Source organism: Myxococcus sp. CA033 (assembly GCF_013336625.1).
Lineage (GTDB): Bacteria > Myxococcota > Myxococcia > Myxococcales > Myxococcaceae > Myxococcus > Myxococcus llanfairpwllgwyngyllgogerychwyrndrobwllllantysiliogogogochensis.
Map to the genome: position 1 here is coordinate 614,631 of NZ_JABUMU010000003.1, position 22,683 is coordinate 637,313.

At 67.8% G+C, this 22,683-nt stretch carries 12 protein-coding genes and 1 pseudogene; 4 read left to right on the forward strand and 9 right to left on the reverse strand.

What is annotated here, in order from left to right:
- Positions 1 to 64: 64 nt before the first annotated feature.
- The 6 genes from HUA78_RS12755 to HUA78_RS12780 form a co-directional block, all read right to left on the reverse strand.
- On the reverse strand, positions 65 to 3,253 hold the full coding sequence (locus HUA78_RS12755) for an efflux RND transporter permease subunit (protein ID WP_174476372.1): 3,189 nt from the start codon (positions 3,251 to 3,253) through the stop codon (positions 65 to 67).
- Positions 3,254 to 3,292: 39 nt separating this feature from the next.
- Entirely contained in the window at positions 3,293 to 4,567 is a 1,275-nt protein-coding gene (locus tag HUA78_RS12760) for an efflux RND transporter periplasmic adaptor subunit (protein WP_371745562.1), read from the reverse strand.
- Positions 4,568 to 4,726: 159 nt separating this feature from the next.
- Positions 4,727 to 5,740, reverse strand: coding sequence for an ADYC domain-containing protein (locus HUA78_RS12765; RefSeq protein WP_174476374.1), 1,014 nt, complete (start codon positions 5,738 to 5,740; stop codon positions 4,727 to 4,729).
- A 192-nt stretch (positions 5,741 to 5,932) separates the two neighbouring features.
- Entirely contained in the window at positions 5,933 to 9,742 is a 3,810-nt protein-coding gene (locus HUA78_RS12770; protein ID WP_371745564.1) for an SUMF1/EgtB/PvdO family nonheme iron enzyme, read from the reverse strand.
- A gap of 119 nt (positions 9,743 to 9,861) precedes the next feature.
- Positions 9,862 to 10,332 (reverse strand): response regulator, encoded by a 471-nt coding sequence (locus HUA78_RS12775; RefSeq protein WP_141646727.1) that lies wholly within the window; start codon positions 10,330 to 10,332, stop codon positions 9,862 to 9,864.
- A 163-nt stretch (positions 10,333 to 10,495) separates the two neighbouring features.
- Positions 10,496 to 10,642, reverse strand: coding sequence for a hypothetical protein (locus HUA78_RS12780; RefSeq protein WP_174476376.1), 147 nt, complete (start codon positions 10,640 to 10,642; stop codon positions 10,496 to 10,498).
- Positions 10,643 to 11,984: 1,342 nt separating this feature from the next.
- On the opposite strand from HUA78_RS12780, the gene HUA78_RS12785 reads away from it, so the two are divergent.
- Positions 11,985 to 17,618: an RHS repeat-associated core domain-containing protein gene (locus HUA78_RS12785; RefSeq protein WP_217442445.1), complete on the forward strand. Its 5,634-nt coding sequence runs from the start codon at positions 11,985 to 11,987 to the stop codon at positions 17,616 to 17,618.
- Positions 17,619 to 17,791: 173 nt separating this feature from the next.
- The gene (locus tag HUA78_RS12790) at positions 17,792 to 18,262 is read left to right on the forward strand and encodes a hypothetical protein (protein WP_174476377.1); all 471 of its coding nucleotides are present in this window, start codon (positions 17,792 to 17,794) and stop codon (positions 18,260 to 18,262) included.
- 63 nt (positions 18,263 to 18,325) lie between these two features.
- On the opposite strand, the gene HUA78_RS12795 is transcribed toward HUA78_RS12790, so the two are convergent.
- Both HUA78_RS12795 and HUA78_RS12800 read right to left on the reverse strand, forming a co-directional pair.
- The gene (locus HUA78_RS12795) at positions 18,326 to 19,120 is read right to left on the reverse strand and encodes a transposase (protein WP_371745563.1); all 795 of its coding nucleotides are present in this window, start codon (positions 19,118 to 19,120) and stop codon (positions 18,326 to 18,328) included.
- Positions 19,121 to 19,399: 279 nt separating this feature from the next.
- A pseudogene (locus HUA78_RS12800) lies at positions 19,400 to 19,984 on the reverse strand (IS4 family transposase); the annotation flags it as partial.
- Positions 19,985 to 20,565: 581 nt separating this feature from the next.
- On the opposite strand from HUA78_RS12800, the gene HUA78_RS12805 reads away from it, so the two are divergent.
- Both HUA78_RS12805 and HUA78_RS12810 read left to right on the forward strand, forming a co-directional pair.
- Positions 20,566 to 20,895 carry a transposase family protein gene (locus HUA78_RS12805; RefSeq protein ID WP_254623696.1) on the forward strand — a complete coding sequence of 110 codons (330 nt, stop codon included), beginning with the start codon at positions 20,566 to 20,568 and terminating at the stop codon, positions 20,893 to 20,895.
- Entirely contained in the window at positions 20,862 to 21,011 is a 150-nt protein-coding gene (locus tag HUA78_RS12810) for a hypothetical protein (protein WP_174476380.1), read from the forward strand. The genes HUA78_RS12805 and HUA78_RS12810 overlap by 34 nt, the downstream gene beginning before the upstream one ends.
- Before the next feature lie 971 nt (positions 21,012 to 21,982).
- Here the strand turns inward: HUA78_RS12810 and istB are convergent.
- A partial coding sequence (gene istB / locus HUA78_RS12815; RefSeq protein ID WP_174476381.1) for an IS21-like element helper ATPase IstB occupies positions 21,983 to 22,683 on the reverse strand: 701 nt, incomplete at its 5' end.

Below are 22,683 nucleotides of genomic sequence, written 5' to 3' on the forward strand. Positions count from 1 at the left end.
CGTTCAACATCCGTCCGAGGCGGACACTCCGCGAAGCTTCTCGGACACTCCCAGCAGCCCGGTGTCACTTCTGTCGGGACTGCGGCGCCGGACGGGGCTCTCCGCCTCCGCCCGTGGGGTGCCCGGTTCCGGGTGCTCGGAAGTGGAAGACCTTGCGCAGCTTGCGGCCCATCCACGTCCGCCCATCCACCAGGATTTCGTACACCGTCGGAATCACCAGCAGCGTCAGCAACGTGGACGTAATCGTGCCGCCAATCACCGCGCGGCCCAGCGGAGCGCGGAAGTCACCGCCCTCGCCCGCGCCGATGGCCACGGGAATCATGCCCGCCACCAGCGCGAAGGTCGTCATGATGATGGGGCGCAAGCGGATGCGGCCCGCCTCGATGAGCGCCTCGCGCAAGGGCATCCCTTTCTCGTGGGACCACTTCGCGAAGTCGATGAGCAGGATGGCGTTCTTCGCGACGATGCCCATCAGCAGGATGACGCCGATGAGGCTCATGATGTTGAGCGTGTCCCCCGTGATGAGCAGCGCCAGCACCACTCCGATGAGGGACAGCGGGAGCGAGATGAGGATGGCCAGCGGGTCCAGGAACGAGCCGAACTGGATGACCAGGATGAGGTACATCAACAGCACCGCGACGCCCAACGCGAGGAACACCCGCGAGAAGACCTCTTCCTGGTCGGCGGACTCACCGCCCGTCGTCAGCGTGTAGCCCGCGGGGAGCTGCACCGCACCCACCCGCTCCTGGATGTCTCGCATCACCTCCGTCAACGAGCGGTCCTGCACGTTCGCCTGCACGTTGATGACCCGCTCCCGGTTGAGGTGCGTGATTTGCGCGGGACCGAGCGCCTGCCGGATGTCCGCCACCTGTCCCAGCGGCACGAGCTGGGGTGCGCCACCCGGCGCCGCGCCCACCCGGATGGGGATTCGCGCCAGGTCATCCGGGTTGTCACGCGCCTCGGGCGCCAGCCGCACCATGACATCGCGAGTCTCACCAATCGGGTCCACCCAGTCCCCCACGTCCAGGCCCGCGAAGGCCGGCCGCAGCACCTGGGCCACCTGCCCCACCGTCACCCCGAGCTGCCCCGCGAGGCCCCGGTTCAGGTCCACCTCCAGCTCCGGCTTCTGCCCTCGCGTGGAGAGCCCCACGTCCACCGCGCCGGGCACCTTCTCCACCTCGCGCTGCACCTGCTGCGCGAGTTCAGTGAGCTTCTTCTGGTCGGGCCCGCTCAGCTCCAGCTGAATCTGCTTGAAGGCGCCGCCAAAGCCCGACGTGAAGACAGACACCTTCGCGCCGCCCACGCTCGCCAGCTCCTTGCGCAGCGTGCTGCCCAGCGCATCCTGGCTCACGTCGCGGTCCGCCTTGGGCGTGAGCCGCACGTACACAAGCGCCTGGTCCACACCGGGCGCGCTCAGTGGGAGCGGCACGCCGATGGTGCTGTAGGTATAGGCGACCTCCGGATGGGCTCGGGCGACGCGCGCCACCTCCTCCACCTTGCGGCGCGTGTACTCCAGGCTGGAGCCCGACGGCGTCTCCACCAGCAGCTCCACTTCCGAGCGGTCACTCACCGGCACGAAGCCCGCGCCACCCACCGTTCCCTGGAGCACCAGCGCGCCCACGAGCGAGCCCACCGCCACCAGCACCATGGCGAGCCGATGGTCCAGCGCCCAGGCGATGACGCCCTTGTAACGGTCCGCCTGCCGGTCGAACCACGTGTTGAAGCGGGCGAGGACGCGGGAGATGAAGCCGCGCCGCGCGCCCTTCTCCACCTGCGGGTCCGCCCAGTACGCGCTCAGCATCGGGTCCAGGGAGAAGGACACGAACAGCGACACCAGCACCGCGCAGGCGATGGTGAGTGCGAAGGGTTTGAACCACTGTCCGGCCACGCCGTACATGAAGGCCACGGGCACGAAGACGGCGACGATGGAGAACGTGGTCGCCGACACCGCGAGCCCGATTTCCGAAGTGCCCTCCTTCGACGCGGTGTAGTGGTCCTTCCCCATCTCGATGTGGCGGACGATGTTCTCGCGCACCACGATGGCGTCATCGATGAGGATGCCGATGGCCAGCGTCAGGCCGAGCAGCGACATCGTGTTGAGCGTGAAGCCGAAGGCCCAGACGCTGATGAACGCCGCCAGCGCGCTCACCGGCAGCGCCAGCCCCGTGATGACGGTGGAGCGCCACGAGTTGAGGAAGATGAACACCACGAGCACGGTGAGCAGCGCGCCTTCCACCAGCGCCGACTGCACGTTCTCCACCGCGCTCTCCACCCGCACACCCGCGTCGCGGACGATGGCCAGCTTCACGTCCGCCGGGAGCTTCTTCTGCAACGCCGCCACGCGCTCGCGCACCGCGTCCGCCACCTCGGTGGTGCTGTAGCCCTTCGTCTTCAGCACTTCGATGCCCACCGCTTGCGCGCCGTCATAGAGCGCCAGCGTGCGAGGCTCCTCCGAGCCCACGAAGACGTCCGCCAACTGCCCCAGTCGGATGACCTGACCGTTGCGCGTGGTGACCACCATGTCGCGAAAGGCCTCGGGGCTCTCCAGGCGTCCCTTGAGACGGATGGACTCCTCTTCGAGCTTCGAGTTGATGCGGCCCACCGGCGCGGCCAGATTCTGCGCCTGGAGCGCGGTCACGACTTCCGCCAGGGAGATGCGCGCGGCCTGGAGCGCCTCGGGCTTGAGCTGCACGGTCATCTCCCGCTCCACGCCGCCGACGACGTCGGCCTGCGCCACGCCGGGCACCGAGCGCAGCTCGCCCACCACCAGCGGGTCCGCCACGCGGGACAGCCCGGCGACATCGAGTCGCTCCGACGTGAGGGTCAGCGAGACGATGGGCGCGTCCGCCGGGTCGAACCGCGTAAGGACGGGCTCCTCCATCTCCCGAGGCAGGTCGGCGCGTTTGCTGGAGATGGCATCGCGGATGTCTTGCGAGGCCTCCTGGATGTCCTTCTCGAACTCGAAGAACACCGTGAAGGTGGCCAGGCCGTCCGTGGCGGTGGCGGTCGTCTCCTTCGGGTCCACGCCACTGATGGCGAAGATGGCGTCCTCGATGGGCTCGACGATTTCGCGCTCCACCGTGTCGGGTGCGGCACCTGGGTAGACGATGCTGACGGCGATGACCGGCGCCTGGACGTCCGGGAACTCATCCGTCTCCAGTTGCCACAAGGCGACGATGCCGAAGATGACCAGCGTCACCATCGCGGTGATGGTCACGATGGGACGCTTGATGGCGAAGTCGGAGATGAACACGGGGTTTCTCCCGGAAGGAGTCGAAGGGACGCAGCGAACTCAGGGCGCGCGTGGCGTCGCGCCCTCCGAGGACTCGCTCGGTGACGGGGAAGGACGTGCGGGCGCGGTTTCATTTCCGCCCTGGCGAGTGTCGGACTCGGCGCCGCCACCACCGACACCAGGGCCTTCGTCTCCTGCTACCGGCTCTCCCGGACGTGGCGCGTCCACCTTCACGCGCGCGCCCTCGCTCACCTCGTCGCGCGCGGAGCCGAGCAGCACCACGTCTCCCTCCTGCAACCCCTGGCGCACCTCCACCCGCTTCTCGACTTCATCGCGCAGCCCCAGCGTGATGGGCACGCGCTCCACACGCGTGTCTCGCACGCGCAGCACCGTGGGCTTTCCCTCGGAGTCATCCACCGCGCCCAGCGGCACCGACAGCGCTCGCGCGGCCCGCGCGGCCACGCGCCCTTCGGCGAACAGCCCCGCGAGGAGCTGGAGGTCCGTATTGGGAATCGCCACGTAGATGCGCACCTGCCCCGTGTTCGGGTCCACCACCGGGTTGATGCGCTCCACCTGTCCCGTGAACGAGCGGTCCGCGTACCCGGTGACCTTGAACTCCACCGGCGTGCGCACCTTCACCTGGTCCAGATTCGCGGCAGGCACCGACGCCTCCAGGCGCAACGTGCGCGGGTCCACCACGGTGAACAGCGGCGAGCCCAGCTGCACGACGTCACCCACGCTCACCTGCCGCTCGCTCACCACGCCCACGAAGGGCGCCACCACCCGCGTGCGCCCCAGTTGCTCCTGCGCCAGCGCTTGACGGGAGCGCGCCTCCGCGAGCTGTCCCTTCGCCTGCGCCACCGACAACTGCGCCCGCTCGAAGTCGCGCTGGGTGATGACTCCGGCCTTGGCCAGCTTCGCGCTGCGCTCCACCTCGGCCTCGGCCACCTGCAAGGCATTGCGCGCCGTCGACACCGCCGTGCGCGTGGCGATGACCTGGTCCCTCAACGTCGCATCGTCGATGCGCGCGAGCGCCTGGCCCTTCTTCACCACCTGCCCCTGTTGGGCCTCGATATCGAGGACCGTGCCCGCCACCTGCGCGCGGACCGCCGCCGCGGTGCGGGCCTGGAGCGTGCCCGAGATTCCAGGGCCGGAGCGCAGCTCGCTCGGCTGCGCGAGCGCCACGTTCTCCTGGCCCAATGTCACCGTGGGCTCCTCGGGCTGCGCTGGCTCGCCCGAGCTCTTCTTGCAGCCGGCCACCACACAAGCCGCCGCCAGCAGCAGGCACCACGTCCCGCCAGCCGCCATCCGTCTCGTCCGTTGGGCTCGTCTCACCGCGCGTCTCCGTCCTCCGCCGGTCCCTCCCCTGCCCCCGGCGGGCCGGCTAAACGTGGTGTCGGCCCCTTGCCGCCGGAAGTCGCCCGCCTCCGCTCCTCGCCCCAGGAGACAGAGGCAGGCAGGACGCCCGCTCATGCACATGGCCAGCAGCCGGGCTCACCAGGCGCTCGGCTCCGGAGTCGCCAGGAGGACGGGTCCCTGCGTCGCCGCGGCCGGGATTTCGCTCATCAGCAGCGTGCCGAGCAGGAAGTTCGTCGGCAGGCCACACGTCGGCAGAATCGTCCCCGTGGAGCACGTCACCTGGCGCTCGCGGGCCCGCGTCGTCGGCGTGCGACAGCGCGCGCCCGAGGCGTCCCACTCCGCCTCCACGCTCCAACCCTCGGAGTCCTGCTGCACGCCCGAGGCGTCGTACAGGTTCACCCAGCTCCCATCCACCGTGTACGAAGTGCCGTCGCCGCAGAAGTCCGCGCGAACCATGCGCGTGCAGGCCTGGTGCAAGGGAGCCAGGCTTCGCCCCATCACGGTGGAGGCCCAGGGGCGGTAGCCAAAGCGGACGCACTTGGCGATGGCCGCGCCCTCACACGCGAAGGTGAAGGCCTGCGTGTCCTCGATTTTCGCGCCGCCGCCAGCGACACCCTGGCGATAGTCCCAGCGCCCTTCCACGGGGATGGCCCCGAGCGCGGAGCCATCCTCGGCCTGACACGCGGGCTTCCACGTGTTCTCCGCCAGGGAGTAGTACGAGACGCGATAGACCCAGACGTCCTCGCTCGCGCCCGTGCCCGGCTGGATGTCGTCCACGCGCAGGGCGACGGTGTCGCCGCTCCCGAGTTCTCCGACGAAGTGCGTGCCGAGGAAGTCCATCCCGGACATCACCGTGCCGTCATGGGACTCGCCGCGGAGCACGCTGCCGTCCAGCCACGTCCGCGTCAGCGCGCCCAGGTCCGCGCGCGCGGCCCCCATGAAACGCACCCCCACCAGCATCTGCCCCAGCTCGGAGCCATTGAGGTTGCGCCCGTTGAGATTGCGGCCATTCAGGTTGCGCCCGTTGGGCGCGGACAGCTCGGCCACCTGGGTTCCCAGCGTCTCGGGCTCCCGGTCGTCCACGGCGCTCCCACACCCCGCCAACCCACAGGCGATGACCATCGCCCCCACCATCCGCCTCGCCACCATGCCCCGAACCTCCCCGGCCCAGCTCGACTGGACACAAGGTTCGCAGGAGCCTGTCCGCTTGCAAGCCGGACTGATGACTCCAGGACACACGCATCGTCCGAACAGAGGCAGCAAGCAGTCAGGGGCAGGACTGACAGGCGGTTCCATCGTCCGGTAGCCAGGGTGCTCCCCCAGCGACCGACCGAGCGTCCTTCAAGGCGATGATGGGGGCAGGTCCGCGCACACGCGCAGGCCCATCGTCACGTCGCGCAGCGATGGCTCCGGCAGCTCCCGGTTCGTCGCGCGCGCGGAGGTGGCCGCGAAGGCGAAGCTCCCACCCCGAGCCACCGCGCGCCCCGGCTCCAGCCACGAGCGCGTCCACTCCCAGACATTGCCAGCCATGTCGTCCACGCCGAAGGGACTGCGCGACGCGGGATGACTTCCCACCTCGTCCGGGCCGAAGCCTCCGGGCTGCTTGCCGTATGTGGCGTCGATGTTGGCGTCGTCTGGGCCCAGCCTGTCGCCGTGCGGGAACTCGCGTCCATCCACGCCCCGCGCGGCGCGCTCCCACTCCAGCTCCGAGCACAGCCGCGCGCCAGGAACGCGGGCACTGAACGACAGCCAGGACACGTACGTCTCCGCGTCCGCGAAGGAGATGCCGCTCACCGGGAAGCGCAGCCAGTCCTGCTCGCCCCGCCGCGCGCGATTCGCGTAGCGCACCGGCTCTCCCGCACGCGCTTCGTACGGCACATTGCCCGGCTGGAAGCGCAGTCGCCAGACGTCGTCCACCCGGTCGAGCGAGAGGTGCCCCGCATACCCGCCCGTGCCCACGTGAGGCAGGCGCGAGGCGCGCAGCTCGGGTGACATCGACTCCAGGAAGGCGAGCCAGTCGGCGTACGTCACCTCGTGGCGGGCGATGAGGAAGCCCGGCACCTGCACCGCGTGCTGTGGCACCGCGTTGAAGAACTCACGGACGCTGGCATCGGCGGCGCTGCCAAAGCGCACCTCACCCGGTGGCACGAAGACGTAGCCCGCGGGAATCGAGCCCGCGCGCGGCAGCCGCAGCTCCAGCCGCCGAGCCTCTCCGCGTCGCAACAACAAGGGCTGCGTCACCGGCTCGTGGTGTGACGCGCGCAGCGTGAGCTGGTACGGCCCGGGTGGGACGGAGACGTCCATCCAGGGCTCCGACTCCAACGGCAGCGCAGGCCCTGGCTGCTCGTTGCCGAGCGCATCCCGCGTCACGGGACGCAGCTCCACCTCCACGTCGCGCGCGGCGACATCCAGGGTGAGGCGCGCGGGCGCGGTCCACCGCTTCCAGCGCTCGCCCTGGGTGTCATAGAGCCGCAGGCGTTGCAGGAGCGTGGGCAGCGCCGCGGACTCACCATCCTGCTCGGCCCACAGCGCGCGCTCGAACAGGAAGTCCGCGAGCGCGTCGCGCACGTCCGGCCGCTCCGGCGCCAGGGCCAGGGCCCGCTCCAGCCGTCCCGAGACACCATCGAAGCGATGCCGCAACTGCGCGGCGCGGGCGACGCTCTTGCTCCACAGCCGGTCCGCGTCGAGCTTCTGGCCACTGCCGTAGAGACGGAAGGCCTCGGCGCGCTCGGAGTGGAGCAGGTCCTTCGTCTCCACCACCGTCTCCAGGGAGTGCCGGGCCTCGTCCAGCTCCGCGCGCACCTGACGCTCCAGGCTCCAGCGCTCGCGCAGCTTCAGCCCGCCGTACACCAGGCCGAGTGACAGGATGAAGCCCGCGGCCAGGGCATGGCGGACGCCGCGGCTGCGCACAAGGGTGCGGCGCGAGGCGCGCAGGAAGTCCTGCTCGCGGCGCGTCAGCTCACCCGAGTCGAGCACCGCAGCCTCGGCGAGCTGGCGAGGCCCCCACAGCAGCTCGCGCGAGTGGTTGTGTTTCTCCCAGTGCGCCGCGGCGGTCTCCAGCAGGGCCTGGACCTCGCGGCGCTCGGCGGCCTCCGCGAGCCAGCGGGCCAGCGAGTTCCAACCGGAGAGCAGGGCCTCGTGGGCCAGTTCGTAGGAAGTCCCCTCCGGTGCCTCGCGGGCCACCAGCAGTCGGGCCCGGACGAGCGCCTCCAGCGCCGCGCGGTAGCGCACGTCTTCTCCCGCGAGCTCCCGGTCCGTCTTGCGCGCCCGCGTGCCATCGGCGGTGACCAGGCGCAGCAACACACCCCGCGCCGCCACGCGCTGGTCCGGCAGCAATCGTTCCACCGCCGCGTCCGCGTGCTTCGCCAGCGCGCCCGCGACGCCGCCCAGCGAGTCCAGCGCGGCCTGGGCAATCACCTGGGCCTTCGCGTCGCGGGCCTCCCACAGCTCCGCGAGCGCGAACTGGAGCAGCGGGAGCCCACCCTCGGCCGCGGCCGTGACGAGCGAGTCCACCAGCGCCTCCGACTCGAAGCGCACGCCCTTCACGCGCGCGGGGCCGGTGACAGCCTCCCGTGTCTCCTCGGACGTGAGGGCGCGCAGCAGGTACAGCGCGCGAGGGACTTCCGCGCCCAGGCCCGGCACGGACGTGAGCCGGGTGAGGAAGTCGCTGCGACTGGAGGCCAGCAGGCGCACGCCACTGGCGCCCTCCGCGAGCCCGCCCAGGGCCTGTCCCGCCAGCGCCGCCTCCAGGGGCTCGGCCAGGGTCGCCAGTTCCTCGAGCTGGTCCACGTAGACGAGCAGTCCCTCGCGGGCGCCCAGGCGAGCCCGGAGCCTGCGCACCAGACACGAGGGCTCGGAGCGGAGTGCCTCGGCCAGGGGCTCCTCGTCCACGGCCAGGAGGGGCGCGAGCGCCGCGGCCAACGCGGCGACGGGCTTGCGGCCCGGCACCAGTCGGACGGAGTGCCAGCGCCGTCCATCCTCGAGTCCGCCCTCGGCCACGGAGGGGAGGATGCCGGCCAGACACAGGGAGGACTTGCCCACGCCGGAGTCGCCGGTGATGAGCAGGAAGGACTCGGCGCGCAGCCGCTCCAGCACGGCGCGGCACTCGCGGCGGCGGCCGAAGAAGAGGGCGCGGTGCTCGGCCTCGAAGGCGCGCAGGCCCCGGTAGGGATTGCCCTCGGGCACGTGGGTGGGGGCGTCCTCGCGCGACAGGGCCTCGAGAGCCTCCAGGAGCAGCGCGGCGGAGGCGAAGCGTTCGGAGGGCTCGCGGCGCAGGCAGCGGTCGATGACCCCGGCGAAGGCGACGTCGACGTGGGGGGCGACATCCACCAGGGGGAGCGCGTCCTGGGTGCGGACCACATGCGGGAGTTCGCGCCAGACGACGTCCCGGAAGGGGCCACGGCCCACGCAGAGTTCGTAGAGGACGACGCCCAGCGAGTACACGTCACTGCGGGCCGTCAGGTCCTCGCCCGCCCAGGCCTCGGGAGACATGTAGTAGGGCGTGCCGACCAGCGCGCCCTGGGGGAGCGAGGGCAGGAAGACACCGTCCAGGGAGCGCGCGGAGAAGTGCGGGTTGGCCTCCGGGTCCAGGTCCGCCGGCAGCTCCGGGGGGGCGGGATTTCGCGGGGGCGGGGCGTCATCGGCTCCGGCGGCGCTGTCCAGGAGCTTGGCGAGCCCGAAGTCGAGCAGCTTCACGGCGCCGCTCTCGGTGAGCACGGCGTTGCCGGGTTTGATATCGCGGTGGAGGACACCCCGACGGTGGGCGGCGCTCAAGCCCCGGGCCAAATCGCGGCCGATGGTGAGTACGCGCTCCCAGCGCAGGGGTTTCACGAGCCGGTCCAGGCTCACGCCCCGGATGAACTCCGAGATGAGGTAGGGCTGCTCGTCGAGCTGTCCCACCCGGTAGAGGGTGACGACGTTGGGGTGCTGGATGCGCGCGGCGGCGCGGGCCTCGACAAGGAAGCGGGCCAGGGCATTGGAGCCGAGCGCGGGGATGAACTTCACCGCCACCGGGCGTTCGAGGAGCGTGTCCTGGGCGAGATACACACGGCCTGTCCGCCCACGACCGATGGGCCGCACGATTCGGTACTCGTCGAACTCCTGGGGCGGAGCCCACGCGTCCGGCTGCGGCGAGGCGGCAGGGATTCCCACCATGAGGGCGTATGCATCCCAGGTTGGAACGGCAACCCTGGCCCGGCTCGTTGCGACGCCGGCACGGTGGGGGGCTCAGGGAAGTGTCGGGTGGTGGGCACTCACCCTTCGCGAAGGACTCAGCCCTCCTGCCCTTCCCGCTTACGAGCCTTGCTCGGCTTGAGCATGTTTCGGATCTTGTTTTCCAGGTCCTGAGGCAGGCACGGCTTGGCGACGAACTCGTCGGCACCCGCTTCGCGTGCGTGTTCCGCGTTGCCGGCGAGGACGTGGCCCGTCAGGGCCATCACCGGGATGTCGCGCGTGCGCAGGTCCTGTTTGATGCGCCGGGTGGCCTCCCAGCCGTCCATGACGGGCAGGGACAGGTCCATGAGGATGATGTCCGGCTCGCTCGACTGGGCCTTCTCCACCGCCTCCATGCCATCCCGGGCGGTATCCACCTCGAAGCCGACGAACTCCAGGTACTCCGCATACATCTCCCGGGCGTCGTCGAAGTCGTCGACGACCAGGACCCGCTTGCGTCCCCCGCCTGACGCATCCGACGTCGCGGTGGAGACCCTGTCTTCAGAAGTGGGGGTGGCCGTGTGCTTCATGGAACAGGCGCCTCACGTGTGGGGAAACAGCGGTGGACAATCTATGCACGCATCCACCATCGCGCCCACCCCACTACGACTCGAACACCCCCTGCCCACCGTTCAATGGAGAACGGTGGGGACGAGCCGCACGCGTCACCGCCGTACAGGCACACCGATCTACTCACTCGTTGGAGATGTAGACCTGAACAGGTCGTACCAGCGGCAGGCTCTCGGGCAATTCCGTCCAAGCCAGGTAGAGCCTGTCGGTGGGCCCCATCGCGACCACCGTGGACCTCGTCGGAAGTGAACCGGGCTGGAGCGAAAGCATGCCGCCCAGGCACTTCCTCGTTCCCGCATGGAGGCGTCGCGCATAGAGAAGGGTGGCCGAACTCTCGGATTCGCAGTGAGCGACGACCCGTCGGGTGACAATGAAACCTCCGCGGGAATGGCCTCGGCTCCAGCGAAAATCTTGACGGAGCGTTCATTGACGGTGGCCAGAGTCAACGGTTCTGAGAACCCGGCTTGGGCCACCTGCCCCAAGGGAACAAGCCGAGTACCGGCCACGGGAACCCGTGAGCTCCATTCCGGAGGAGACCTATCCACGGTGAGCTGCACCGGCGCGCTCAAGAAAATCCAAGAGCCGAGCGTTGCCCTCACCGGAGAGCGTGCGGCCCCTCGTCAAGCGACTGGGTGTCCCAGCGCCTCTGATAGGGCGAAAGCCGTGTCGTGACAGCCTCGCCGTCCGCGAGCAACTCGACGAACTCGGGCGAGGAACCGGTCAACTCGACGCGGACATCAAGCTCTCCGTTCGTAAGGCTCGCCGACGTCAGTCACCAGCCGCACATCCATCGTGGGTTCACCCGAGTCAGGATCCGAAGCATCCGTGGTCGAGATGTTCCCCGAACCAGGGGCCCCCGCGTCCTCGCTTCCCACGTCGGCCCCCTCGGATACCTGCTGGACATCCGGCACGTTGATACGGGCCTACGACAGACGGGGATTCAGGCGGAACCGGGCTGGTAGGGCATCGAACTCATAGGGCAGAGGTGTATTGTCTGCTGCCGTCTGAATTTTCCTCAACACATCCTGGATTCTGATGTCACCCTGGTGTGATTGATTGAAAACAGTCAAAAGGCTGTGCTATAATTCGCGAAATCAGGGGAGGCAGGAATGGCTGCAGGGGGAAGGGCTTCTTGGAGTCTTTGTATCTGGCTGGCTGTTCTTGGCTGTGACTCGAGCAGGAGCGGGCGAGCCAATGCCCCGAGGCCCATCACCGAGCATCGGGCGGTGGAAGCAGGCGCCGGGAACCGGCAGCTGGGCGAGGACTGCACGCGGGGCTCTCACTCGGACTGTGCGTCGGGCCTCTGCCTCCACGCCTCCTCCCACGGGGCCTCCCCCCCCGGTAGGGACTACTTCTGTAGCCGTACCTGCCAGGCTTCCGCAGACTGCCCCGTGGACTGGCGGTGCCAGCAGGTTCTGCCCGGCACGGAGGAACAGCTGTGCGTGCCGCCCGCGGGCTGGACTGCCTCAGCGGTGAGTCCGCAGGGTATGCCCGGCAAGCCCTAGGCACCTGTTCCGACACGGCACTTCAATCACTTTCCAGGATATTCACCTAATTCATGTCTTTCGCTTGGGCCTCCACGCAGGCGGCGCCGGGAGCGGAGGGGACCGCCATGTCTCGTTCATATCAAACGCTTGTTTTTGTTGCACTCCTGGGGCTGCTGTTGCCCCTGCGCGGGGAAGCCCAGGGGACATGCGATGGCCTGCGCTACTTCTGCTTCACCCCACCGGGTGGGGGAACACCAGTGATGGCGGCGTGCTCCTGTGACGGGAGCTTCATTTGTTCGAATGGGGGGGGCTGCAACGGGAAGTACGCCCCCTACTGCAACTTTATTGACCCCGTCTACGAGAGCAACGATTGGCGCGACACCTGCTGCTATTCCGATGAACCCTGCACGCCAGAGTCGGTTCCGCCTCCCGAGTGCACCGAGGACTGCGCGAAGACGCCACAACCGTGCGAGGATGGCGAGTGCTCCTGTGGCCCCAACGGGGAGCCGCTGCCGGTATTTGGCGACCCGGTAAATGCCATCACCGGCGAGAGCATCCTGGTGGAGCCCGACCTGATGCTGGCCGGCGTCCCCGCACCAATCGAGCTCAAGCGCCACTACACCTCGGACGTGAATACCTGGCTCCTCACTGGTGTGGTGCGCAACGTCCCCAAGCCCTTTGGCGGTGCCCCCGCCGAGGCGGGCTCCCTCCACTGGTCTCACAATCACTACAGCTTTGTCTTTCCTACCGAACAGCGCTGGACGGTGGTTCGTGGCAGCGGGGCCCTCACCCACTTCACCCCCTGCACGGGCACGCCGTGCTCGGCCGTACCCGTCGGTGGCTCGGCCAGCAAGCGCGAGCGGCTGCAGCGCACCGCCAGCGGCTTCACGTTGATGGAGGCCGGCGGACGCAAGCTTCGCTTCGAAGCCCGACACGTGGAGGCCGGTAGCCCCCAGGAACGCTACTTCCTCAGCCAGATAGTGTCTGCCCGGGGAGTCACCGAGGCGCAGCTGGCGTACGCGATTCCCCCGGGCCTGTCCTGTCCCCAGGGCAACACAGGCACTGGCGCGGGCGTGCCCTACCTTGCCTCGGTGAGTGGCCCCACCGGCGCGCTGGACTTCCGGTACGTCGCGCTGACCTCGCCCGCCGGCGGCACGGAGTGCGTCGTGCGCGATGTGCTCAGGCGAGGTGAGTCCATCTCCGCCATCGTCTACGCCTACGCGCGGGACTCCGGCAATGTGGAGCGTCCCGGCCTGCTGGCCCGGGCCTCGGTTGACAGCGGCATTCGGGACTACAGCTATTCGGCCAGCACGCTCCAGACCTCCGTGGGCAGCGTGCCAGTGGTGAGGCATGACTACGCGGGAGGCCGTGTTGCCTCGGTGGTCGGTGACGGAGAGCTGCTCTCAGTGGGCTCCATCCAGGCCTCCACGTGCCAGTCGGGCAGCAACTGCTGCGGCGGAGTGGTAGTCAAGCGCGAGGTGAAGGACACCTATGCCCAGCGGGGAGATGGCCAGGGCGGAACAACTCTGACGCGCACCTACGAGACGCTGCGTGACGCCAGCCAGACTGTGGCCGGACGGCTCTACCAGGTGACGGACACGTGCAGCCTGTCGGGCGCGTGCAGCCCGGGCACCGAGCGCTTCGAGTGGGAGTGTGCCACCAGCACCACGCCTGCATACGAGAAGGCACGCAAGAACAAGCGCGACGCCTGGGAAGTGTATGCCTATGCCTCGCCCGATCCCAGCACCGGCCAGCCTCCTTCTGTGCTGGAGAAGACGTCAGTGAAGAGGGGCGCCCAGGACATGACTGGCACCGGCGCACTAGAGGAGGAGACCTTCTCCTATACCTATGGCCCCAATGGGGAGCAACTGCTGGCCGCCTCCGAGAAGCCCAGTGTACTGGGAGCCGCCGGGCAGAAGGCCCGCACCTACAACCGTTATGATGCCACCGGCCGGCTGACAGCCACCCTCCGCTCGGGCTGGACGCGCGTATTCGACGCGGCCACTGGCACCTGGAGCACGCAGCAGCGCTGGAATGGCACCTTTTACTTCACCACGCGCAGCGGCGAGAGCACGCCGGACGCGCTGGGGCGCACGCTGGAGACGCACGGCCCCTGCTGGGTGGCCAGCGAGGCGGCCACAGACTGCGCCACGGGTACCGCCTTCCCCACTACCCGCAGCTACTACTGGCCCGAGACGGAGACGTCACCACGCCGCAACCGGCTGCAGAAGGTGGCCGTCTACCCGACAGGCTTCTCTGGCACACCCCTGGAGACGCACTCCAACACGTATGACGCCGCCGGGCACGTACTGGAGAGTGTGGATGCCAACGGTGTCACCACGCTCAGCACCTGGCGCGACAACCAGCGGCTGACGGAGACCGTGCGGGTGACGGGCCAGCCAGACGTGGTGACGCGCTTCGGGTATGACGAGGCGGGCCACCTTGCCTGGACGCAGAAGCCCGAGGGCAACTACGAGGTCTTCTGCTACCGGCTGGTTGCGAACATGTCCCTGGGCTGCAGCACGGGTTTTCTGACGGACAAGCTGCAGTGGAAGGCGAAGTCCGCCAGCCAGAGTGGGGCCGCTCCGTCCGAGTGGGTGACGTATACCTACTGGCAGGATGGCACAGTGAACGAGGAGCGCTACCAGGACGCGACGGGCATCCGCAAACAGCGCTCCCATGGCACGGACGCTCACCGTCGTCCCACCTGGCAGCGCATAGGAAATGGCTTTGCTGGCACGTACTCCATGTCGCGTGCCTATGACGGTGCCGACAACCTTACCAGCGTGGGGTCCAATTCCGCCATGCTGTACGACCGGGCCAACCGCCTGACACGTGTGGACGAGGACCCCTACGGCATCACCACCACTCGCACCTGCCTGAAGCACGATGCGCAAGGCAACGTCATCAGCGTCGACACCGGCCTCTCCTCATCAGTGGACTGCGCGACGGCCATACCGTCGGCAAACGCCTCGCTCTACCGGCATGACGACTTCGGCAACCCGGTGGAGGCCTCGCTGCCAGCCGCCGGCGCCGGCATCATCCGCTACGCCTACGACGCCCTTGGCAATGCCATCGTGAAGCAGACGCCCGCCATGGCCGCCGGGCACGCGCGCGACCACCTGTCCTACAGCTACGACGCCATGGGCCGCCTGCTGTCCTCCACGCACCTTTCGCCTTTCCTGCAGGCGGGCAGCGAGCTGCTGTACGCCATGAGCTACGACGTCTCTGCCCAGCCTGATTCCAGCTGCGGCTCGCTCGCCAATACCCGCGGGCGGCTGCTCTACCGCGACGACTCCTTCGGCCGCACATGGTTCAGCTACGACGCCTGGGGCCACACGACCAAGGAGGTCCGGCTGCGCACCGGCACCACCACCTGTAGCCCCACCACCCCCTTCCAGAACCCCCACACCCTCTATGCCTACAGCCTCAACGGCAACCTCAACCAAGTGACGTACCCCTATGGCCGCATCGTCACCTATACGTACGGCACGGGCGCGCGCGCGGACCGCGTGTCCTCGGTCAGTGTGCTGACGTGGGGGGCCAACGGCACCACCAGCACCACGCCCTTGTTGTCGCAGGTGGCCTGGGAGCCGTACGGCGGCCTGCGCGGCTACCGCATGCATCACGCGGACTCCGGAACGGCCGGCAGCATCGAGTACGCTCTGGGTGACAACGGCTCGCAACGGCCCTCCGTCTGCCCCACCTCGCTGTCCTCCCTCGGGGATGCCACCGGCCGCCCCCGGGCATTGTGGGTGTCCACCCTGGCCTCGGGCGAGGACTATGTCCGTGGCAGCGGCAATGGCGCAGTGCTGAGGCAGGTCTACACTTGGCAGGCCGACCAGCTCAACCAGTCCGACACCTGCCTGCTGGGCGCCAGCTATCCGCGCAAGGAGACCTATGGCCGCGACGGAATGAAGCGCCTCACCAATGCCACCGGTACCTTGACCACCCAGGGGGGGCCCTTCGCCCTCTGGAAATATGGCTATGACAGCCGGTACAATCGCATCTCGGAGTCGGACCAGACCAACACTTGGACGCTGGGCTACGCCAGCCCCGGACATCCGGACCGACTCACCTCCCGCTTCTCTCATCCGACATCCTCGTACAACTCCAACGGGATCGGCTACTCCTACGAGTACGAAGCCGACGGACGGGTGTCCCGGAAGCTGTGGCGCCACACGCCCTCGTCGGGCGGCGCCTTCCAACTGCTGTTCACCTCGGGCCCCTCGGCCAGCGGTGCCTCCGATACGGTCTTCAAGGCCGTGGACGTCCATGGCCTGACGTACAACTACTTCTATGACGCCCAGGGCCGCCGCCGGCTGAAGGACGGACCCACCGGCACCAAGGACGAGTACTTCTACGACCTGGGGCACTCGCTGCTGGTGGACCAGGGCAACGCATCCCTGCTGCCGGCCACAGACCACCCGGTGGACGAGTACGTGTGGCTGGACAACCGGCCGGTGGCCCTCATCCGCGGCAAGGTAGATGCCTCGTGGGCGCACCTGTCCGACAGCACTGCGGACTGCGCGCGCGGCGGCGAGGCGGCCTCGTGCGGTACCCGTCACCTAGTCACCGACTACCTAGGCAAGCCCGTCCTCATACTGGACGGCCATGGCCGGGTGGCAGGCACCGGCGAGTACAACCCCTTCGGCCACGTCAACCGCATCAGCGTGGACCACGAGACGCCTCACCCCTACTTGGGCCACAGTGGGAGCTTCGGCGAGGTGATGAAGCAGCCCGCGCCCACGGGCACCAGCGTCCGTCAGCGCTTCCTCTTCGACAGCCTGGACCTATGGTCCGACGCCGTGTGCGGGTCTGTCAGCCAGAATCGCTCGGACACGGTCTCCTTCGTCAACGCGGACGACAATGCCGCGCTGATCAGCCTGGGGGCCTCGAGCAACGGCCGCGTCTGGTCGGGTTGGGTCGTGCCTAACGCCTCGGGAGTAATGGCTGTCCTCAACAACCAGCAATGGTCAACCTGTTACGTCGTGCAGAGCTGCAGCGGCACGCAGTGCATCCCGCTGTACTGCAGCTGCGATGGTCACGGAGGCGCCAAGCAAAACACGGGCGCCATCATCTCCGCGTACGAGTACCAGCGATACCAGCCGGGCGCCCAGCCCTTCTGGACCCCGCTGCGCTTCCCGGGGCAGTACCATGACGCGGAGACAGACCTGTTCGAGAATTGGAACCGCTACTACGACCCGGACATCGGCCGCTACCTGCAGCCCGAACCGCTTTTGGTGAACCCCGAGCGCGTGAAGTGGCACGCCGAGAACGGGCGGTCGATGCCGGCATACGCCTACGCGAACAACAACCCGCTATTCAACACGGACCGGACCGGACTCGAACTCGAACTCCAGGACTGCTCGGAGAAGGTCAAAGAGAAGGTCCAGAAGCTCAAGGACTCGCTGAAGAAAGCGAAGGACTGCAAATGCAAGACACTCCTCGACAACGAGGGCATCACCGACCAGATCCTGGAGGAAGCCATCTACACCGTAACCTGCCACAAGGAGAAGATTCCGGATTCTCCTGACAACACCTCCCCCTGTGGTCAGGCGCACGCACCGGATGACCCCAAATCCATTGACGTCAGCACGAGAAGAGACTGTGGGAACACGGTCGCGACCATCGTGCATGAGCTGCGCCACTCGGGTCCGGATTATATCCCCCACCCTCCAGGGGGAAGGCAGCCGGGCGACGTGTTCGATCAGCTCGAAAAGTGCGTCAACCCCGACGGCTCGCTGAAGACAGAATGAGACGCGTGATCCCTCTAGTCGCGGCTGGGATCGCTACCTTCTCCGGCTGCGCAACGGGAAACCGTGCGCGATGGCATCCTGCCCCCCCAACCGACGAGCTACGTCGCACACTCGTCGCCGGGATCAAGGCTTCTGACACTGCCTTCGTTGAGGTTTACGGTATCCGCGTTGGCATGGCCGTTCGCGAGGCGGAGAAACGGCTCGGCGACGGCTGGTCCTGCCGCCGCTTGGGGAAAAAGTCTTGGTTCTGGAGCTGCACCCACAATCGGCCAGTCGCACCTCTCGGGGTTGGGCTTGAGGTCAGAGACGATCGGATCGTTGCGATCTCCATGCACTGGCCCAGCGCCGAGTACCGCTCGTCGGTTTGCCTGGAGTTCGCCCGCGCGCTTCATGAGTTGACGGGAAAGTTCGGCGACCCGACGAAGCGTGATGGTCGTCTCTGTCAGGAGATACAGGGCGAACCAACCTACGTGCCGAACTGCGCCTCTTGGAGCCTCGGCGATACCGGCCTTGTACTGGCCGCGAACCCTTCGCTGGAGGGTCTCCGGCAGGTCCACCTCGGCGTCAACATCGGTCCAGTTCAAACGGCGGTCTGTGCTTCGCCGGCTCCCCAGTCCGAGAAGCAGGACGCCGATACCCAGTAGGGAGCACAACCTACTTCCCGAGGGACTCAGGCAGCCAGAACCGGGGCCTCAGGGTCACCCCTTTCAAGGTGCCTCATCCACCCGCCCGGAGGCGAGCACCCGGGCGGTGGAAACATGACGCCGAGCGACGTGTCCCGGCGCATAGCCCTTCTGGACCTTCTTCTTGGGTGCTCGTGAGTGTTTGCGGAGGGGGGCCGGGTCGACGCGTGCCGCCATCTTCCGCAGTGTCGCCACCCATTGGGCCGGAGACTGGGTATCAAAAGAAGTCCAGGCCTCGGGTGGCACCGCAATCATCATCCCGCCGTAGGCGGCTTTTATCTCCGTGGCCAGGAAGTACGAGGAAATCTCCTCGACAGCTTCCGAGGCTGGCGGGTGCTCGACCTCAATCGCGGCCTGAAGCGTGGCGAGCACGTTGTAGGCCATGAGCGCCACGCCAAAGGCCAGCAGTGCGGCCCGGGGGTGACCCAGGCTGCGCACCTCGCTGTGAAGCACCGATTCCAAGCGCTGAAAGAGGGTCTCCACCGTCCAGCGGCGACGGTAGAGGCGTGCCGCGCTCCTGGCCTCCAGGTGCTCCTTGGGGGCATTGGTCAGAAGGCGGATTCGCGTCTCGCCATCCTCGGTGGGCTCGTCCAATTGCAACTCAATGCGACGCAAACTCAAGGGCTGCCCGTCTGCGTTGCGGACTTCGACGGCCTGCTCGAAGACGAGCCCCGTCTCGATTCGTCCTCGGCGTTTGGGCGCGCCGAGTTCTTTCGGGCAGGGATGAGCCCCGTGCTCCCGAATGAGAAAGACCGAGTGATTCTGGTCCAGGGAGCAAAGGATGGAGGACGTGCAGAAGTTCCTATTGTTGCCGAGCACGCTTGTTGATGGACGGGTGAGCCGGTTGGATGATGGACGCCGGAATCCCGAGTCGGTTCAAGGCCCTACGGCCGCCTGGCGGCGGTGCCCTCCGGGCAGCCTTGAGCCGCCTCGTGCTCCGGCTCAAGCTGCAACCGTCGATTCCCCAAGGGGAATCGCCTCAAGAAGAGGCCATCATCGGCGGTGACACCCGGCCGCGCGCGTTCGTGATGGACTCCTGTGGTTTCGCGCGCTTGCTGGAGGTGCCCATCAACGAGCCGGTCCGTGGAACGCCGTGGAACCATCAAAAATGCATGCTCGGCAACACCTATCGGCCAGCCACATCTGCCCGGGACCGGCCGACTTCGCCACCGATTGGAAGAGGGTGCGCTCCTGCTGATGCGCGTCCTCGCACGGCACCAGGTCCACCACCAGCCCCACCTCCGGCTCATACACCACCAGCGAATGGCCCGGCAGCGCGGCTCCCCGGAATCCCCGCAGCGGCTTGAGGCGCTTCTCGCTCGCCGGCAGGTGATTGCCGTCCACCACCAGGACTCTGTACCCCGGCACCCACGCCTCCTCTTCGCCCTTCAGCGGCTCCACCACCTTGCGCAGTCGCTCGGCACTGCCTCGCACGAGGGCCGCCACCAGCGAGGGCTCCGTGTGATTGACCTTCTCATAGAGCGCCGCCAGCGACACATGCAGGTCCTTGCTTCCCTTGGCTGCCGCATGCAGCGAGGGGCGCAGGCCCATGGCGACCAGGCTCATCAGTTCGACGACGGTGGAGAAGAGCAGCTCTCGCGTGTACTGCCGCTCACGGTTCTTGTCGAACAGCTCATCCATCCACTCGGGGCTCACAGCACGCTGAAGTGCCAGGCGGGCCATGACGCTGACCGGGCTGGCTTCGAGGAAGCGTTGGAGGACGACATCCAGGGCCATGAGTAAGCTCCTTCCTGGTGAAGGGAACCTCCAGGCAGTCCTGCCCATCCACCGGCGTTTGCGCCAGTCGAGCCCTCTTCGACCTGCTGCCCTCCTGGACGCCTACCTATCAGCGCAGCATCGCTCCCACCTTGAAAGGGGTGGGCCTCAGGGTCTTGCTCCGGCGCCCAGTCCTTATGAGCGTCCGCAGGGGTGCGTGCAGGGCCTGAGCGACGTGACGCCATCTCCCGCCATCTCCGGCCCATGGCCCCTCAGCGCTGACATGGATTGGAGATTCACCGCCCCGCCGGGGGCCCGCCCACGGCCTTGCCGCTGCGGGTCCTGCCGGTTGCCTTCACCCGTAGGCGTGATCCGGTTCGATGGCTCTCTCGCACTTCGTGTGGCTCCCCTCTGGGGAGTAGGCAGACGCGGCAAGCTGCCAGCGGGGCGAATACACCCTGGTAATGGAAACGCTGTACCCACTTCCTGGGTGTCGGGTGGACCGGGTGGCTCACGGTAGCGCGGAGGGTGTCGTCCTGGGGGCACGCATGGAGGGCACGGGAGCAAGATGTCCCTCCTGCCAGACGCCCAGTACTGCGGTGCATGGCAGCTACGTCCGACGCCCGGCGGACCTGCCCGCCGCGGGACGCGTCGTGCAACTCGAGCTGCGTGTGCGGCGCTTCTGCTGCCGAAACCCGGAATGCTCCCGCCGCACGTTCTCGGAGCGGCCGGTGCGCCTGCTGGCCGCTCAGGCTCGGCGGACGCGGCGGCCGGCCACCGCGCAGTGCGCCGTTGCAATCACAGCCGGAGAAGAGGCTGGGGCAGGCTGCTCAAGCCCCTGGCCATGCCCACCAGTCCCGATACCCTCCTGCGGCTGATTCGCCGCGCCCCGCTGCCTGCTCCCAGCCCCGCTCGCGTCCTGGGTCTCGACGACTGGGCGCTGCGCAAGGGGCGCACCTACGGCTCCATCCTTGTCGACCTGGAAGCGCACTGAGTGCGGGACGTGTTGCCAGACCGCTCGACTCCACGGTGAGCGCATGGCTGCGCCAGCACCCCGGCGTGGAAGTTATCGCCAGAGACCGGTCGACGGAGTACGCACGAGCGGCGGTGCTGGGCGCTCCAGAGGCCCAGCAGGTAGCGAACCGCTGGAACTTGCTGCTGAATGGACGGCAAATGATGGAACGCTGGATGACCAGCGCTCACCCACGCCTTCGAGTACTACCAGTCGTGTCGAGCGGAGACACTCCTCCTGCACCTCGTCACACCAGCTTCTCGCGAACTCACGCCGAAGCTCACGCCCGAGAGGAGAGCCGCCCCCGGCGTGTCGCTGCATACGAAGCCGTACGGCGGCGTCACCTGACCGGGGAGTCCCTGCTGAGAATCAGTCGCACGCTAGGACTTGCGCGCGGGACGGTGTGCAAATACGCCGCCGCCGAAGTCTTCCCCGAGCGCACGGCGCGCGTGCCCAGACCAAGCATCCTCGACCCTTATCTGGAGTACCTGACGCGGCGACAAGTCGCAGGGTGTGAAAACGCCTGCGACCTCTGGCGGGAGATTCGCGCCCAAGGCTTTCGTGGCACCTCGCGGCAGGTCCACCGTTGGCTCCAGATGCGACGGGCCGTCCGGCCTCGCTCAGGGGCGCGCGGTTACGCTGGCGGCAACTGGTGGTCGAATGGCATGCGCCCTGACGCGATCTCCTCGCCGAAGCAATTGGCATGGTTGTGCGTGAAGAGGCCCTCGGAGTTGACCTCCGCAGAGACCGCGACATTGGCGCGCCTCGAGCAGGACGAGGAAGCGTTGCGTGTCGTCGCATTGGCCCGGCGGTTCTGCGAACTCGTGCACTCGCGGGGCGTTTCCCAGCGTGCAAGTGCGTATTCCGGTCATGGTGAGCACTCGTTCCGGCTCAAGCCGAGCAGCGATTCCGGCTGATGGCGAGCGGTCGGAGCGTCAGCGACGCTGGGTGGTTCATCCCTTGGCCTGCTTCCGACCCTTCGTCAAATTTGTCTCCACGTACCGGATGGACTCTCCACCCAGCTTGATGCGATGGGCGTTGTGGACCAGGCGGTCGAGGATGGCGTCGGCGAGCGTCGCGTCACCGATGACGGCGTGCCAGTCCTTCGGCTCGAGCTGGGAGGTCACCACGGTGCTCGAAAGTCGGTAGCGGTCCTCCAGGACTTCGAGCAGCTCCTTGCGCTCTGGAGCACCGAGGGGCTCAAGGCCGAAGTCGTCGAGGATGAGCACCTGGGCCTTGGCCAGGCGCTTGAGCACCTGCGCGTAGGTTCCATCGGCGCGTGCCTGAGCGAGCTCATCGAAAAGACGTGAGGCCCGGCGGTACACCACCGAATAGCCATCCCGACACGCCTTCTGTCCCAGGGCGCATGCGAGGAAGGACTTGCCGACGCCCGTGGGTCCGGTGAGGAGCACATTCTGCTTGTCCGCTGCCCACTTCGAGGTGGACAGCTCCATCACCTGCGTCTTGGCGAGCCCGCGCGCATGCCCGTAGTCGATGTCTTCCAATGCCGCGGCCTGGCGCAGGCGGGCCGCGCTCAGCCGAGAGGAGAGCTTCTTGTTCTCTCGGTGCATCCACTCCGCGTCGGCCAGCAGACCCACGAGGTCGGCGGGGCTGACGTCTCGCTCCGCTGGCCTCGCCAACCAGTCGCGCAGGT

Coding starts and splice junctions, on each gene's coding strand:
- HUA78_RS12785 (WP_217442445.1), top strand. CDS start 11,985: ATGTCTCGTTCATATCAAACGCTTGTTTTTGTTGCACTCCTGGGGCTG.
- HUA78_RS12775 (WP_141646727.1), bottom strand. CDS start 10,332: ATGAAGCACACGGCCACCCCCACTTCTGAAGACAGGGTCTCCACCGCG.
- HUA78_RS12780 (WP_174476376.1), bottom strand. CDS start 10,642: ATGCTTTCGCTCCAGCCCGGTTCACTTCCGACGAGGTCCACGGTGGTC.
- HUA78_RS12810 (WP_174476380.1), top strand. CDS start 20,862: ATGCCCACCAGTCCCGATACCCTCCTGCGGCTGATTCGCCGCGCCCCG.
- HUA78_RS12765 (WP_174476374.1), bottom strand. CDS start 5,740: ATGGTGGCGAGGCGGATGGTGGGGGCGATGGTCATCGCCTGTGGGTTG.
- HUA78_RS12805 (WP_254623696.1), top strand. CDS start 20,566: ATGGAGGGCACGGGAGCAAGATGTCCCTCCTGCCAGACGCCCAGTACT.
- HUA78_RS12790 (WP_174476377.1), top strand. CDS start 17,792: ATGGCCGTTCGCGAGGCGGAGAAACGGCTCGGCGACGGCTGGTCCTGC.